This window comes from Streptomyces sp. NPDC006743 (genome assembly GCF_040703815.1).
In the GTDB taxonomy this organism is placed as follows: domain Bacteria; phylum Actinomycetota; class Actinomycetes; order Streptomycetales; family Streptomycetaceae; genus Streptomyces.
In genome coordinates this window covers 12,603-28,422 of the sequence record NZ_JBEYJA010000019.1, presented here as the reverse complement: position 1 = coordinate 28,422, position 15,820 = coordinate 12,603, and the positions used below count along the sequence as shown (strand labels likewise).

The 15,820-nt window shown below is 74.5% G+C and carries 10 protein-coding genes; 4 read left to right on the top strand and 6 right to left on the bottom strand.

Translation table 11 applies throughout. The features are described from left to right. Positions 1-582: 582 nt before the first annotated feature. Positions 583-3,186, bottom strand: coding sequence for a CHAT domain-containing protein (locus tag ABZ719_RS17755; protein ID WP_366726101.1), 2,604 nt, complete (start codon positions 3,184-3,186; stop codon positions 583-585). A gap of 133 nt (positions 3,187-3,319) precedes the next feature. Here ABZ719_RS17755 and ABZ719_RS17750 point away from each other — a divergent pair, with 133 nt between their 5' ends. From ABZ719_RS17750 to ABZ719_RS17740, 3 genes are all read left to right on the top strand, one after another. Further along, complete coding sequence (locus tag ABZ719_RS17750; RefSeq protein ID WP_366726100.1) at positions 3,320-4,756, top strand: S8/S53 family peptidase; 1,437 nt, start codon at positions 3,320-3,322, stop codon at positions 4,754-4,756. Beyond that, entirely contained in the window at positions 4,753-5,394 is a 642-nt protein-coding gene (locus tag ABZ719_RS17745) for a sigma-70 family RNA polymerase sigma factor (RefSeq protein WP_366726099.1), read from the top strand. Before ABZ719_RS17750 ends, ABZ719_RS17745 begins: the two co-directional genes overlap by 4 nt. Positions 5,395-5,459: 65 nt before the next feature. Further along, positions 5,460-5,879, top strand: a complete 420-nt coding sequence (locus ABZ719_RS17740) for a hypothetical protein (RefSeq protein WP_366726189.1) — start codon at positions 5,460-5,462, stop codon at positions 5,877-5,879. A 27-nt stretch (positions 5,880-5,906) separates the two neighbouring features. On the opposite strand, the gene ABZ719_RS17735 is transcribed toward ABZ719_RS17740, so the two are convergent. The 3 genes from ABZ719_RS17735 to ABZ719_RS17725 all read right to left on the bottom strand — a co-directional run bounded on the left by ABZ719_RS17735 (position 5,907) and on the right by ABZ719_RS17725 (position 11,132). Beyond that, positions 5,907-7,190 (bottom strand): cytochrome P450, encoded by a 1,284-nt coding sequence (locus ABZ719_RS17735; protein ID WP_366726098.1) that lies wholly within the window; start codon positions 7,188-7,190, stop codon positions 5,907-5,909. 417 nt (positions 7,191-7,607) lie between these two features. Further along, a complete protein-coding gene (locus ABZ719_RS17730; protein WP_366726097.1) occupies positions 7,608-9,827 on the bottom strand; it encodes an NADP-dependent isocitrate dehydrogenase in 2,220 nt (739 codons plus the stop codon). A gap of 225 nt (positions 9,828-10,052) precedes the next feature. Next, complete coding sequence (locus ABZ719_RS17725; protein WP_037862230.1) at positions 10,053-11,132, bottom strand: mechanosensitive ion channel family protein; 1,080 nt, start codon at positions 11,130-11,132, stop codon at positions 10,053-10,055. Between the two features lie 271 nt (positions 11,133-11,403). On the opposite strand from ABZ719_RS17725, the gene ABZ719_RS17720 reads away from it, so the two are divergent. Next, positions 11,404-13,479, top strand: coding sequence for an ABC transporter ATP-binding protein (locus ABZ719_RS17720; RefSeq protein WP_366726096.1), 2,076 nt, complete (start codon positions 11,404-11,406; stop codon positions 13,477-13,479). A 334-nt stretch (positions 13,480-13,813) separates the two neighbouring features. Here the strand turns inward: ABZ719_RS17720 and ABZ719_RS17715 are convergent, their stop codons facing one another. Beyond that, positions 13,814-14,437, bottom strand: a complete 624-nt coding sequence (locus ABZ719_RS17715) for an acetate uptake transporter (protein WP_366726095.1) — start codon at positions 14,435-14,437, stop codon at positions 13,814-13,816. 340 nt (positions 14,438-14,777) lie between these two features. Then, entirely contained in the window at positions 14,778-15,764 is a 987-nt protein-coding gene (locus ABZ719_RS17710) for a Dyp-type peroxidase (RefSeq protein ID WP_366726094.1), read from the bottom strand. Positions 15,765-15,820 lie beyond the last annotated feature (56 nt).

Sequence of the window (15,820 nt, the reverse complement as noted above, 5' to 3'; positions counted from 1 at the left end):
CCGGCGTCGGCCTCCGGACGGACGACCGACGTGAGTCCCGGCTCGGAGCGGCCGCTCACCTTCCGGCTCACAACGGCCACGCACGGGTGCCTCGCACCCGCCCGGGCCGTACGGCCGCCGCCGTGCCCGGGACGCGGTAGGGCTCCGCGCCGGGCAGCGGCGGCGCGAGGCCGCTACTCCGGCGGCCGCCCGCCGGCGATCGGGGGACAGGTGAGGGAGAGGGGCGCGGCTCCCCGGGCGGCCGCAGCCCGTGCCCCGGGCCGGATACCGGCGGCCGCGCCGCGTCCGGTCGCCGGCCGCGCCCTCGGCCTGCTCCGGGTCAGCAGTGCGCTGTTCACCGTGCCGGGCCGCGCCCGCCGCCGGGGCTGACGGGCTTCCGGCCCTCCCGCGCCGCCCCCTGACCGCGCACCGCCCGGACCGGCCCCCGGCCCGCCGCTAGGAGGCCGGGGGAGCGGCGCGAGCGGCCGCTCCCCTCCTGCGCGGCCCCCTGACACCCGGTCACCTCACCGCGCTCGGCCGCGCCGGCGGTCGTTCACCGCCGTCCCCGGCCGGCGCTCCGCCCGTCCCGCCGGACGGTCCCGCTCAGGCGGCGCCGAACGCGGAGAACGCCCACCCGGTCGCCTGGTGCGTCGCATCGCCGGACACCGCGGCCCGGGCGTCGCGCAGCGCCTCGGCCAGGGAGAGTCCGGCACCGATGCCCTTGTGCAGCGCGAGCATCAGCGGCACCACCGCCTCGTCGTTGACGGGCGCGCTGCACGCCACCACCCCGGCCGTGCCCAGCGGCAGCAGCGCGGTGACCAGACCGAGCAGCTCGTCCGCGCCGACCGAGGCGAAGCGGGCCGTGTCGCAGCAGGACAGGATGATCCGGTAAGGGCTGCGGTCCAGGCGCTCGAAGTCGTGCACGATGAGCGGACCGTCCGCCATCGTCAGTGACGAGAACAGCGGGCTGTCCGCGCGGAAGGTGCCGTGCGCGGCGATGTGCGCGAGCGCGGCACCGTCCAGCTCCCGCAGCACCCGCGACACGTGCGCCGCGCCCCCCTCCAGCACGGTCGCCGTCCCGTACCGGCCGGCCAGCTCGGGGACCTCCGCGCCGCCGGTCGCGAGCCCCGGGCCGCGCACCAGGACCGGGCGGCCGACCGGCGGCGGCGCGGTCTCGCGGGCCCGCAGCCAGCTGCCCGCCGACGGGGACACGCTCAGCACCCGCTCGCGCAGCGACGGCAGCAGCGCCCACGGCACCCGGTGCAGCGAACCCGGCGGCACCACCACGACCGGACCGGACCCCAGGTGCCGGGCGGCCGGGCCGAGCAGCAGCTCCTCCAGGCGGCGGCCCGCCGCCTCCACCAGCGGCAGCCGGGCCGCCGCGCCGGGGTGCGCCAGCCGCCGCAGGCCCGCCTGCACGTGCTCCGCCTCCGTCACCGCCTCCGCGAGCCGCCCCGCCTCGAACCGCCGTACCCGCCCCTGCCCGCACAGCAGCACGTGCACCCGCCCGTCCAGCACGGCCAGTTCGACCAGGTACCCGTCCCCGAGCCGCTCCAGCAGCCGGGCGGGCGCGAAGCGGTCACCGCCGCCGGGCGCCTCGCCGCGCAGGTGCAGGGTGCGGGAACGGATCTCGCGCTCCAGACGCCGCTGCTCGCGCTCCAGGGCGGGCACCGGGTGACCGTCCTGCCGGGCCTCCTGCGCACGGGCCGCGATCTCACGGAACGCGGTCAGACCGCTGAGCAGCGCCGGATCGGCGGGCGGCCGGGTGGGCGGCGCGGACAGCACGGTGGCCCGCCAGCGTTCGCTCCACACCAGCAGCCGCCGCGGGCTGCCGGAGGCGAGCGCCGCCTGCTGGGCCAGCGCGGCCAGTTCGGCCCCCTGCGCGGTCGCCCGGGCCCGCAGCTCGGAGGCGCCCAGCGTCATCCGGTGGTCGTCGAGCACGTCGAGACCGCGCCGGCACGCCTCCAGCACACCCCGGCCCGAACCGGCCGCCCGCGCCCGCAGCGCCTGCGCGGCCCAGCCCGTCATCCGGGCCAGCGGCGGCCCGCCGCGCCGGCTGCGGGCGGCGACCGCCAGATGCCGCTCGGCCTCCGCGGGGCGGCCCAGGGCGAGCGCGATCCGGCCCGCCAGCAGCGCCGCCTCGGGCGCGGCCGGCGAACCGAACGCCGCCAACTGCCGCGCCACCGCCGCCGCGTTGGCGACCAGCCGCCCGGACCGGCCTCCGGTGGCGGCCCGCGCCTCCAGCAGCACGAGCCGTGCGTGCGCCGCCCACCAGGCGCGCCGCTGCCCGCCGAACAACCGGACCGCCTCCGCCGCCCGGGCGATCGCCGTGTGCGGGTCGTCGGCCAGCCGCGCCGCGCGCGCCGCCGCCAGCAGCAGCTCCGCCTTACGGGTCGACTGCCCGCCCAGCCGGTCGAGTTCGGTGATCGCCGCGTCCGCCTCGGCCAGCGCCTCCGGCGCCAGGCCGGCCGCCATCAGCACCTCGCAGCGCCGGATGTTCAGCATGAACGTCGGCGTGCCCAGCTTGGCGTACCGCTCCTCGGCCTCGTCGAGCAGCCGCAGCGCCGCCGGCACGTCACCGCGCCGGAACGCCGCCAGACCGCGGCTCTCCACGGCGTCCGCCTTGTCGTGTTCCTGGCCGGTGGTGTCCCACAGCGCCTCGGCCGCGGTGAAGTCGGCGTCCGCCCGCTCCACCGCGCCCAGCGCCAGATGCACGGTGGCCCGCAGCGTCAGCGCCCGCGCCGTCCAGATCACGTCGTCGGCCTGGCGCAGCACCCCCACCGCGCGGCGCACGTCCTCCAGCGCCTCCCGGTGCCGCCCCAGCACCCACCACACGTACGCCCGCCGGTACCTGACCCGGGCCCGGGTGTGCCCGGTCCCGCGCGCCACCCCCCGCTCGAACGCCGCGAGCCCCTGCCGGGTGCGCCCCGCGTGCACCAGCGCCACCCCGAGCGTGGCCAGCACGTCGGCCTCCCGTTCGGCCGACTCCGCCCGCGCCGCCAGGTCCCGCGCCCGCCGCAGGTGCCGCAGGGCCAGCCGCAGATCGCCGAAGTCCCGCTGCCAGATACCGATCACCTGGTGCGCCACCGACGCGTGCAGCGGCGAGGGACGGGAGCCGAGCAGCGCACGGGCCCGCGCCAGCGCCTCGCCGGGGTCGGCGAACACCATCGGCAGCAGGTCGAGCACCGATTCGCTTCCCGCTGTCACCTACCGGATGGTAGTGGTCCGCGAGCGGCCCCGGAACCGCGTCCCAGGGCTCCGGCACCCCGCCCGCTGTATCAACCGGGGCCCCCGCGGCTCTGACTGACGACCACCGTCCCGACGGGAGGACACGCGCGCCATGGCACCACAGCGTTTCCACGAGCAGTTCGCGCAGATCCAGCGTTCGATGCCCCACGTCCCGCTGGCGATGGGACCGGACGACTCCGCCGAGTTCCTCTACGAGAAGGGCGTGGTCCTCGCGCGCGACGGCGAGGAGGCCCACCTGGTCGAGGACACGGTGCGCACCCACTTCGCCGCGGCGCCGGACCTGGCCGCCGACCGGGTGCGCCGGACGGGCCCTGGGACCAACCGCACCGGCGTCACCCGGATCCAGGTGGGCGACCCCGGGGAGGGCGGCCGCGGCGGCGACCTCGCCGTCGCGCACGCGCTGCGCGCCCTGCGCGAGCACGAGGGACGCGCCGGACGGCGGCTGGTCAGCCGCAACCACGTGGTGTCCATCGCGGTCAACGCCTGCCCCGGCGACGAGCCGGTGCCCGCACCGCGCGCCGCGGGCACCAACCCCGCGCCCGACGGGACCCCGTACGATCCGGACACCGCCGTGGACGTCCTCGTCGTCGACACCGGACTCATGCACGACCACGGCGCCGTCCCGCTGCTGGCCCGCGTCCGCGGCGACCGCCAGCTCCGGGAGACCGGCGACGACGGCGTCCTGGAGCAGTACGTCGGGCACGGCACGTTCATCGCCGGACTGGTCGCCGCGGTCGCCCCCAACACCGACATCACCGTCCGGGGCAGCCTCAACGACGCCGGCGCCGTCCTGGAGTCCGACTTCGGGCACCGGCTGTTCGAGGCCGTCGACGCCGGCGGCTGGCCCGACATCATCAGCCTCTCCGCCGGCACCTCCAACGGCCGCACCGACGGCCTGCTCGGCGTGGACGCCTTCATGCGGGAACTGCGCGCGCGGGGCACCCTCCTGGTCGCCGCCGCCGGCAACAACTCCAGTGCCACGCCGTTCTGGCCCGCGGCCTACGCCGACCGGCCCGGCTACGAGGACTCGGTGCTGTCGGTCGGTGCGCTGCGCGGCGACGGCGAACACGGCGCCTGCTTCAGCAACCACGGCCACTGGGTGAAGGCGTACGCCCCCGGTGAGCGCCTCACCAGCGCCCTCACCGGCTTCGAGACGCCCGTGCCGTACGTGTACCGGCACTCCACCTACGACGCCTGCCGGTTCGGCTTCCGGTACGCCTGCACCTGCCAGTGGCCCCGGCACGCGGGCCTGTTGAGCGAGGACGGCGACAGGAACCCGGCCAAGCCGGACCAGGTGATGTTCGACGGGTACGCGCACTGGAGCGGGACATCCTTCGCCGCCCCCGTGGCCGCCGCCATGGTCGCCGCCCACATGACGGCCCACGAGGAACGCGACCCGAGAGCCGCCCGCCGCCTGCTCCTCGCAGCCAACCGGGAGTACGCGGAGGTGCGCGGGGCGCACGTGCCGGCGCTGCGCCCGCCCACCTGGCGGCCGGTCCCCGTCCGGCGGCCGGCTCCGCAGGCATGAGAACCGGAACGCTCCCCTCCACGGCGTACGATGACAGGCCGTACACGAGGGGTGGATCGGTGGACCGTGCAGATGTCGGCGTGCTCGTCCAGTCCGCGGTCGACGGTGACGCGGCGGCCTGGAAAGCACTGGTGGAGGGGCTGAGCCCGCTGGTGTGGTCGGTGGTGCGCGCCCACCGGCTGTCCGACGCCGACGGGCACGAGGTGTACCAGACCGTCTGGTTCCGCTTCGCCCAGCACCTCGGCCGGATCAGGGAACCCGACAAGGCGGGCTCGTGGCTGGCGAGCACCGCCCGCAACGAATGTCTCCGAACGCTGCGGAGCCTGAGCCGGCTGACGGTGACCGACGACCCGCACCTGCTCGACGGGGTCAGCGAGGTCGGGGCGCCCGAGCAGTCGCTGCTCGACGCCGAGGAGGCCGCGGCGCAGAGCGAGCGGATCCGGCGGCTGTGGCAGGAGTTCGAGAGACTCGGCGACCGCTGCCGCCAGTTGCTGCGGGTCCTGATGGCCTCGCCGCCGCCCAGCTACCAGGAGGTCTCGGCCGCGCTCGGCGTCGCCGTGGGCAGCATCGGACCTCTGCGCCAGCGCTGCCTGCGACGCCTGCGCGCACGACTCGACGACGCACGGGGGACCTCGTGAACGACCGCACCGGCAACCACGACCACGACCGCGAGGGCGGTGACGTCACGGAGGCGGCACAGGGCCTGCTGGAGGAGGAACTGCGGCAGGCCGCCGCCGTCCTCGACCCGGTCCCGCACGAGCTGCGCCAACTCGCCCTGGAGGCCTACGCGCTGCACGACCTCGACGCCCGGATCGCCGAGCTGACCTTCGACTCGCTGCTCGACGCCCTTCCGGTCAGGGGCTCCGGGGAAGTGCCGCGGATGCTGACCTTCCAGGCGGGTGACCTGACCGTCGACGTGGAGGTCAGCGGGGACGGCCTGCTGGGGCAGGTGATGCCGCCGCAGCCCGCCCGGATCGAGGTGCTGCACGGCCCCCGGCCCGGCGCCCGGCTCACCGCCGACGACCTGGGCCGCTTCGCCTCCCAGGCACCCCCCGCCGGCCCGTTCGCCCTGCGGCTGCGCACGGGTTCGGACGTGGTGGTCACCGAGTGGCTGCGGGCGTGAGCCGCGCGGGGGCGCCCGGGGCGGTCCTCACCAGGTGACCGGCAGGTTCTGCGGGCCGCGGATCATCGTCCTGCGGCGCCAGGCGACCTGGCCGGGCGGCACCGCGAGCCGCAGCCCCGGCAGCCGGTCGAGCAGGGTGTCCACGAGCAGCTCGGTCTGCAGCCGGGCGAGGACCGCGCCGGTGCAGTAGTGCGGGCCGTTGCCGAAGGCCAGGTGCGGGTTGGAGTCCCGGTCGGGGTCGATGGTGTCCGGGCCGGGGAAGACCGCCGGGTCACGGTTGGCGGCCAGGTAGGAGACGTAGACGGGATCGCCCGCGGCGATGCGCACGCCGTGCAGCTCGACGTCCTCCAGGGCGATCCGGGCCAGGCCCACGGTGCTGCGGTGCGGGATGTGGCGCAGCAGCTCGTCCAGGACCGGGCCGCGCTCGGCGGGCCGCTGCCGCATCCGCGCCATCAGCTCCGGCCGGGTCAGCAGCAGGTACAGCATCTGCCCGCAGTTGTGGGTGACGGCCTCGCCGCCGATCTGCAGCGGCCCGGCCAGGCCCACCGCCTCGTCCTCGCTGATGTCGCCCCGGCCCACGGCCGCGCCCAGCAGCGACAGCACGTCCTGGCCGCCGCTGTCCCGGCGCGCCCGGATCGTCCGCGCGATCCACCCGTACATGCCCTCCTTGGCGCGGTCGGCGGCCTCGGCGCCCCCGCACATGGAGATGATCTGCCGGGTCCAGGTGTGCACCTGCTCCCGTTCGGCGGGCGGCACCCCCATCACCTCCGCGACCACCGCGATCGGGAAGGGTTCCAGGACCCGCTCCACCAGGTCCGCGGGCGGTCCGGCGCGCAGCACCGGCTCCAGGAGCGCGTCCAGGAGTTCCTGCGCGCGGGGCCGCAGCCGCTTCATCGCGCCGACGGTGAAGGCGCCGGCGACCGCCCTGCGCAGGCGGTTGTGGTCGGGCTGGTCGGCCCAGGCGAGCGAACCGGGCCGCGGCTTGAAGTGCGGGGCCAGCCGTGTCACCTGGCGGCCGGTGACCTCGGCACGGCTGAACCGCGGGTCGTTCGTGATCAGCTTCACGTCGTCGTAGCGGGTGGCCAGCCACGCCCAGCCCTCGCCGTGGGGCAGCCGTATTCGGGTGATCGGTCCCTCGCGCATCAGCGCGCTGAGTATCGGGTCGAACTCCGGGCCGTCCAGGTCCAGTGCGGGCCACTCCCGCACCGGGGGCGGCGAGGGGGCCGGCGGTTCCGCGGTGATCGGCACGACCCGGGCGGCGGGCCGCGGAGCCACCCGGTCGGGTGAGGGCGTCGTGATCTCCTGCGTCATGCATCCACCCTCACCGCGACGGGAGCGCTTGTCGCGTGGGAGTGCTCCAGCCGTGCGGCCGTGCGAGGGACACCGGTGGCGCCGGGCGCCGGGGCCGGTGACGGCGCGCGCCGCCTGAGCCGACGGCGCCGCGGCCGGTTCGGCGACCGCCTCGCTCCCGGCGGCCGTATCGCTCCCGGTGTCCGCTCGCGTGCCGGTGCTGCCGGTGCTGCCGGTGTCCGCTCCCGTGCCCGTGGTCCCGGCGCGCGGCACGTCCGTCAGCGCGGGGCGGTGACGGACGTGCCGCTCCCGGCGGACCGGACCGCGTCGGCCGTCCCGGTGCGCTTCGTACGGGTGCCGCAGACGGCTCCGCCCCGGACCGCGTGGTGCGGGCCGGGGCGGAGCGGGCGGACCGTCAGGTCCAAGGTGTCAGCCGGGTCAGCCGAGGGTCGCCAGCGTCTCGTTCCAGGTGGCCGACGGACGCATCACCTCGGCGGCCTTGGCCGGGTCGGGCTGGTAGTAGCCGCCGATGTCCACCGGCTTGCCCTGGGCGGCGATCAGCTCGTCGACGATCTTCTGCTCGTTCGCCGCGAGGGCCTCGGCCAGCGGCGCGAACGCCTTGGCGAGGGCGGCGTCGTCGGTCTGCCGGGCCAGCTCCTGCGCCCAGTACAGGGACAGGTAGAAGTGGCTGCCGCGGTTGTCGATGCCGCCGACGCGACGGGTCGGGGACTTGTCCTCGTTGAGGAAGGTCGCCGTGGCGCGGTCGAGGGTGTCGGCGAGGACCTTGGCCCGGGTGTTGCCGGTGGCCTCGGCGTACTGCTCGAAGGACGGCACCAGCGCGAAGAACTCGCCCAGGGAGTCCCAGCGCAGGTAGTTCTCCTTGACCAGCTGCTGCACGTGCTTGGGCGCGGAACCGCCGGCGCCGGTCTCGAAGAGGCCGCCGCCCGCCATCAGCGGGACCACCGACAGCATCTTGGCGCTGGTGCCCAGCTCCAGGATCGGGAACAGGTCGGTCAGGTAGTCGCGCAGCACGTTGCCGGTGACGGAGATGGTGTTCTCGCCGCGGCGGATGCGCTCCACCGACAGCTTGGTCGCCTCCACCGGGGAGAGGATCTTGATCTCCAGGCCCTCGGTGTCGTGCTCCGGCAGGTACTGCTCGACCTTGGCGATCAGGTTGGCGTCGTGCGCGCGGGTCGCGTCCAGCCAGAAGACGGCCGGGTCGCCGGTGGCGCGGGCGCGGGTGACGGCCAGCTTCACCCAGTCCCTGATCGGGGCGTCCTTGGTCTGGCAGGCGCGGAAGATGTCACCGGCCGAGACGGCCTGCTCGATCACGACCTCGCCGGCCTGGTCCACGAGGCGGACCGTGCCGGTGACCGGGATCTCGAACGTCTTGTCGTGGCTGCCGTACTCCTCGGCCTTCTGCGCCATCAGACCGACGTTCGGGACGGAACCCATGGTGGACGGGTCGTAGGCCCCGTTGGCGCGGCAGTCGTCGAGGACGGCCTGGTAGACGCCCGCGTAGGAGGAGTCCGGCAGGACGGCGAGGGTGTCGTGCTCCTGGCCGTCGGGGCCCCACATGTGGCCCGAGGTGCGGATCATGGCCGGCATGGAGGCGTCCACGATCACGTCGGAGGGCACGTGCAGGTTGGTGATGCCCTTGTCGGAGTCGACCATGGCCAGCTCCGGGCCCTCGGCCAGCTCGGCGTCGAAGGACGCCTTGATCTCGGCGCCCTCGGGCAGGCTCTCCAGGCCCTTGAAGATGCCGCCCAGACCGTCGTTCGGGGTCAGGCCGGCCGCGGCGAACGTCTCGCCGTACTTCGCGAACGTCTTCGGGAAGAAGGCGCGCACCACGTGACCGAAGATGATCGGGTCGGAGACCTTCATCATCGTGGCCTTCAGGTGCACGGAGAACAGCACGCCCTCCGCCTTGGCCCGGGCCACCTGCGCGGTGAGGAACTCGCGCAGCGCGGCCACCCGCATCACGGAAGCGTCGACGACCTCGCCCTTGAGTACCGGCACCGACTCGCGCAGCACCGTGGTGGAGCCGTCGTCGCCCTTCAGCTCGATGCGCAGCGCGCCGTCCTCGGCGATGACGACGGACTTCTCGGTGGAGCGGAAGTCGTCGACGCCCATGGTCGCCACGTTCGTCTTGGACTCGCCGGTCCAGGCACCCATGCGGTGCGGGTGGGTCTTTGCGTAGTTCTTCACCGAGGCCGGGGCGCGGCGGTCGGAGTTGCCCTCGCGCAGGACCGGGTTGACCGCGGATCCCTTGACCTTGTCGTAGCGGGCGCGGATCTCGCGCTCCTCGTCGGTCTTCGGGTCGTCCGGGTAGTCCGGCAGCGCGTAGCCCTGGCCCTGCAGCTCGGCGACGGCGGCCTTGAGCTGTGGGATCGACGCCGAGATGTTCGGCAGCTTGATGATGTTGGCCTCGGGCGTCTTGGCCAGCTCGCCCAGCTCGGACAGCGCGTCGGGGATCCGCTGGTCCTCGTTCAGGTACTCAGGGAACACCGCGATGATGCGCCCGGCCAGCGAGATGTCACGGGTCTCCACAGCCACACTCGCCTGCGAGGCGTACGCCCGGACCACCGGCAGGAAGGAATACGTCGCCAGGGCCGGGGCCTCGTCAGTGTGTGTGTAGATGATGGTCGAGTCAGTCACCGGGTGCTCCGCTCCACGTCTGCAACATTGCTCGACATCAAGATATCTCGTGATCGGCCTCGGCTCGACAGGGGTCCACGCCGGATCCGGCCGCCCCACGGCCGACGGGCCGGATCCCGCCCGCACGGCACCCGACCGGAACGTGTCCCACCCACCCCGGACCCGGCCGGTGCGGGCACCCGTCCGGATCCGGTCCGTGTGCGGGAACCCGTCCCGATCCGGTTCCTACGCCGAGACCGCGCCGTCCCCCGCGCCGCGTGGCTGCGGTATGACCACGGGGCTCTGCTGGAGCGCCACCGTCCGGGTCGGGGCCGGGATGCTGATGCCCTCCCGGCGGTAACGCCGGTGCAGCCGTTTGATGAACTCGTGCTTGATCCGGTACTGGTCGCTGAACTCGCCTACGCCGAGGATCACGGTGAAGCCGATCCGCGAGTCCCCGAAGGTGTGGAAGCGCAGGGCGGGCTCGTGCTCCGGGAGCGCCCCGGTGATCTCGTGCATCACCTCGGCGACCACCTCCAGCGTCACCCGTTCGACGTGCTCCAGGTCGCTGTCGTAGCCCACGCCCGCCTGCACCAGGATCGTCAGCCGCTGCTCGGGCCGGGTGAAGTTGGTCATGTTCGTCTTGGCGAGCTGCCCGTTGGGGATGACGACCAGGTTGTTGGAGAGCTGGCGCACCGTCGTCTGACGCCAGTTGATGTCCTCCACATAGCCCTCCTCGCCGGTGCTCAGCCGGATGTAGTCACCCGGCTGCACCGTCTTGGAGGCGAGTATGTGGACCCCGGCGAACAGGTTGGCGAGGGTGTCCTGCAGAGCCAGCGCGACCGCGAGACCGCCCACGCCCAGGGCGGTGAGCAGCGGGGCGATGGAGATGCCCAGCGTCTGGAGCATCACCAGGAAACCGATCGCCAGCACCAGTATCCGGGTGATGTTGACGAAGATCGTGGCCGACCCGGCCACCCCCGAACGGGACTGCGTGACCGTCCGCACCAGCCCCGCGATCACCCGCGCCGCGGAGAGCGTCACCACCAGGATCAGGAACACGGTCAGCGCCTGGTGCACATGGTGCCGGGCGGCCCGGGTCAGCGGCAGGACCGCCGCCGCGCCGGCCGCGCCGCCCGCGATGGCCGCCCACGGCACCACCGTGCGCAGCGCGTCCACGATGACGTCGTCACCGCTCCAGCGGGTCCGCTTGGCGTGCCGGGCCAGCCAGAGCAGCAGCGTGCGCGACAGGAAGGCCACCGCCACCCCCGCCGCCACCGAGATCCCGGCGAGGACCAGATCGTCCAGAGTCACGGCGCGGTTCACCGGCCGCCTCCGCGCAGAGCGTCTGCACGATGGGTGGCCGTCCACGGCCGTGGGCGATGCTGCGTCACGTGATCACCTGCTCGATTTTCGGATGCGCGACCGCTCATCCTGCCCCATGCGCAAGGGTAGTTCGTACCTGACCGGCGCACGGGGCGCACGCCGCCGGAGCCCGGGAGCCATCCGGTCGGCGTCCCGGGCGCGCCCGTGCGCCCCACCCCCCCCGCGGCCCGGTGTTGACCTCAACGTTGCTCGAGGTCCTAGGTTCTCCTCCATGAGTATGGAGACCACCGCCTGGACGCAGCTGCACAGCGTGATGAACGCCCAGCAGGAGCGCCGCCCCTTCGCCCGCGAGACGCTGCGCCGCATCGGTGCCTTCGCCCGCCCCCACCGCCGCCGCATCGCCCGCTTCGTCGCCCTCGGAGTGGTGACCGCCCTGCTCGCCGTGGCCACCCCGGTCCTCGCCGGACGAGTCGTCGACGCGATCGTCTCGCACGGCGACCGGGCCACCGTCGTCCGCCTCGCCCTGCTGATCGCGGCCATCGCGGTGGCCGAGGCGGCGCTCGGCATCCTCGGCAGACGCCTGTCCGCGACCCTCGGCGAAGGACTCATCCTCGACCTGCGCACCGCGGTCTTCGACCACGTGCAGCGCATGCCCGTCGCCTTCTTCACCCGCACCCGCACCGGCGCGCTCGTCTCCCGCCTCAACAACGACGTCATCGGCGCCCAGCGCGCCTTCAGCAACACCCTGTCCGGAGTGGTGAGCAACGTGGTCACGCTGCTGCTCACGCTCGCCGTGATGCTCACCCTGTCCTGGCAGATCACCCTGCTCGCCCTCGTGCTGCTGCCGGTGTTCGTGATCCCGGCCCGCCGGATGGGCAGCCGCATGGCCCGCATGCAGCGCGAGGCGGCCACCCTCAACGCGGCGATGGGCACCCGTATGACCGAGCGGTTCTCGGCCCCTGGCGCCACCCTCGTCAAGCTCTTCGGCCGCCCCGAGCAGGAATCGGCGGAGTTCGCCGCCCGCGCCCGCCGGGTCCGCGACATCGGCATCCGCACGGCGACCGCCCAGTCCGCCTTCATCACCGCCCTGACCCTCGTCTCCTCCCTCGCCCTGGCCCTGGTCTACGGGCTCGGCGGCTGGTTCGCCCTGCGCGGCACCCTGGAGCCGGGCGCCGTCGTCTCCCTCGCCCTGCTGCTGACCCGCCTGTACGCGCCGCTCACCGCGCTCGCCGGGGCGCGCGTGGAGGTGATGAGCGCCCTCGTCAGTTTCGAACGGGTCTTCGAGATCCTCGATCTCCAGCCGCTCATCCAGGAGAAGCCGGACGCCCGCGAGGTGCCCGAGGGCCCGGTCGCGGTGGAGTTCGACGGTGTCCGCTTCGGCTACCCGTCCGCCGACAAGGTCTCCCTCGCCTCCCTGGAGGAGGTCGCGAGCCTGGACACCCGGGGCGGCGCCGAGGTCCTGCACGGCGTCTCCTTCCGCGCCGAACCCGGACAGACCGTCGCCCTCGTGGGATCCTCCGGCGCTGGCAAGTCGACCATCGCCCAACTGCTGCCGCGCCTGTACGACGTCGACGAGGGCGCCGTGCGCATCGGCGGCGTCGACGTGCGCGACCTGAGCGCCGCCACCCTGCGCGCCACCCTCGGCATGGTCACCCAGGACGGCCACCTCTTCCACGACTCCGTGCGCGCCAACCTGCTGCTGGCCCGCCCCGACGCCACCGACGGAGAACTGTGGGACGCCCTGCGCCGCTCCCGCCTCGACGACCTCGTCCGCTCGCTGCCGGACGGCCTGGACACCGTCGTCGGCGAACGCGGCTACCGGCTGTCCGGCGGGGAGCGCCAGCGGATGACGATCGCCCGGCTGCTGCTGGCCCGCCAGCGGGTCGTCATCCTCGACGAGGCCACCGCGCACCTCGACAACACCTCGGAGGCGGCGGTCCAGGAGGCCCTGACCGAGGCTCTGGCGGACCGCACCGCGGTGGTGATCGCCCACCGGCTGTCCACGGTGCGCGCGGCCGACCTCATCCTCGTCGTGGAGGCGGGCACGGTCGTCGAACGCGGCACGCACGACGAACTCCTGGCGGCGGACGGCCGCTACGCGCAGCTGTACCGCACGCAGTTCGCCCAGCAGCAGCGCCAGGGCGAACAGCGGGCGGGGGAGCGTCCAGGGGGAGAGCCGCAGGAGGGGGACCGCCCCACCGAGGGGAACCGCTCCACGGAGGGGGACCCGTCCAGGGAGGGGACCCGCTCTACGGCGGGGGAGCAGCAGCCGGCCGGCGCACCGCCGGTCGCGGGCCGGCCGGTGGCGGCGGGGTCCGTCACCGACGGCGCGGAGGCGGGGGCGTAGGCGCGCGGTGCGCCCGGCCGGACCGGTGCACCGCGGGGCCGCGGGGTGCACCGGCGCGGTGCCGCCGCGGGCACTCCGGCTCGGTCCCCGCTCGGTCCCTGCTCGGCCCCCGCGTACCGGGATCAGGGATCAGTTCCGTCGTACGCCCTGGCCGGCCCCGGGTCCGGGCCGTGCCTTCCCGCGGCCTGGCCGGGCCCCGCGTCCGGGCCGGTGCACAGGCCGTCCTGCACCCCGGGGCCGGGCCCCCTACCCGGGCCATGCCCCTTGCGCACCGCCTCCGGCGCGCCCCGGCCGAGGTTCCGGCACCGCCGTGCGCCCGGCCGGGGGCCGATTCTCAGCGAGGGCCGGTCGGCAGCAGCGTCCGCCGGTGCGTGGCGTTGATGACGGCGGCCGCCGAGGCGTACCAGGCGGTGAGCCCGGTCACGATGCCGAACCAGCCGCCGATCTGGGTCATCACCTGCGGCGGCGCCCCGCCCTGGAACGACCCGACGGCCAGGAAGACGTAGGTGAGCGTGAGCAGCACCAGCACCGCCAGCACGGCGAGGCTCACCCGCAGCGCGGCCACCGCCATGTAGGCGGTGAAGATGCCCCAGCCGAGCAGGTAGAGCCCGAGGGCGTTGTGCACGTCCCCGGCGACGGCGAGGTGCTGCACGAGCCACCAGTAGGTCAGCCAGAAGGCGCCGTAGGACATGAACGCCGTCGCGCCGAAGGTGTTGCCGCGCCGGAATTCGAACAGTCCCGCGACGAACTGCGCGATGCCGCCGTAGAACGCCGCGACGGCGAGCACCGGGAGGATCGCCCCGCCCTCCTTGAGGAGGCCGGTGTTGATGATGGACAGCAGCAGCGTGGTGAGCGCGAACCCGGCGAGGCCCACCGGGGCCGGGTCCGCGTAGGCCCGTGCCTGGGGGTCCGCGGGCCGCGCCTCCTCACGGACGGAGCCGCTCGTGTCGTCAGCCATGGCCACAATCCCTTCGCCCCGAGGCCGACAGGACGGGCCACCGGGTACCCGTGCCCGCGCACTCTCAGTCGGCGTCGGCGGGGCACCGGAAACGAAGGTGCCGGACGCCGGCCTGACCCCGTGGCACGCGGCCGGGCGGCCGCCCCGCGCGACCGTCCTGCCCGGCGCACGGCACGCGAGTCCGGCAGCCTCGACGCCCGCGTCCCCTGCCGGGCGCGCCCCGGCCGGCCCGGCTCGGCCGGCAAGCGGCCACCGGGCGGGAGTCCGGGCGCACGCCTGGGCCGTGACAGGCGTGAGTGCGCGGTGGAGGCTGCTCGTCACGGGAGGCGTGGGTCTGTGATCAGCCTTCTTCGGGACTGCCGATGCGCAGGGAGCCCTCCGGGACCGAGGCGGCGGCCCCGGGCGCGAGCGGCGGATCGTCGAGGAAGTCGGCGGTGGGCACGTGGAAGAGGCAGCCGGTGACCGCGGTGGAGAAGTCGAGGATCCGGTCGTGCACGCCGGGCCGGTCGCCGAGGAACATGTTCCGCAGCATCCGCTCGGTCACGGCGGGCGTGCGCGCGTACCCGATGAAGTACGTGCCGAACTCGCCCGCCCCGACCCGCCCGAAGGGCATGTTGTCCCGGACGATCTTGTGTTCGGTGCCGTCCTCGCCGGTGATCGTGGTGAGGGCGACATGGGAGTCGGCGGGTTTGACGTCGTCGGGCATCTCGACGTTGTCCGCCTTCGAGCGGCCGATGACCCTCTCCTGCTCCTCGGTGGGCAGCGCCTTCCAGGCGGGGAGGTCGTGCAGGTACTTCTGGACGATGACGTAGCTGCCACCGGCGAAACCGGGGTCCTCCTCACCGACGAGGACGGCGTCGGCGGCCGGCCGGCCCTCCGGGTTCTCGCTGCCGTCGACGAAGCCGAGCAGGTCGCGTTCGTCGAAGGACTTGAAGCCGTGCACCTCGTCCACCACGGTGGCGGCGCCGCGCAGGCGTTCGCCGATCAGCTGGGCCAGTTCGAAACAGAGGTCCATGCGCCGGGCCCGCAGGTGGAACAGCAGGTCGCCCGGGGTGGAGGGGGCGTGGTGGCGGCCGCCGGTCAGCGGCACGAACGGGTGCAGGTCGCGCGGGCGCGGCCCGTCGAAGAGGCGGTCCCAGGCGGTGGAGCCGATGCCGACGACGCAGGTGAGCGCGTCGTCCGGCGCCCGGAACCCCACCGACCGCTTCAGTCCGGCCACGTCCGGGAGCAGGTCGCGGACGGCCGTCTCGCCGCCGGAGGCGAGGGTGCAGACGAGGAACAGCGCGGAGCGGGCGGGCGGGGCGATCACGGACTGTGACTCGGCCACGAAGCATGCCTCCAGGCTCGGTGTGCACGGTGACGCGTGGTCATGGTCTTCCGGCG

What these genes read in the sequence shown, in the direction of transcription:
- ABZ719_RS17750 (WP_366726100.1), top strand. Translation starts at nt 3,320, where the DNA reads ATGGCACCACAGCGTTTCCACGAGCAGTTCGCGCAGATCCAGCGTTCG.
- ABZ719_RS17745 (WP_366726099.1), top strand. Translation starts at nt 4,753, where the DNA reads ATGAGAACCGGAACGCTCCCCTCCACGGCGTACGATGACAGGCCGTAC.
- ABZ719_RS17735 (WP_366726098.1), bottom strand. Translation starts at nt 7,190, where the DNA reads ATGACGCAGGAGATCACGACGCCCTCACCCGACCGGGTGGCTCCGCGG.
- ABZ719_RS17720 (WP_366726096.1), top strand. Translation starts at nt 11,404, where the DNA reads ATGAGTATGGAGACCACCGCCTGGACGCAGCTGCACAGCGTGATGAAC.
- ABZ719_RS17715 (WP_366726095.1), bottom strand. Translation starts at nt 14,437, where the DNA reads ATGGCTGACGACACGAGCGGCTCCGTCCGTGAGGAGGCGCGGCCCGCG.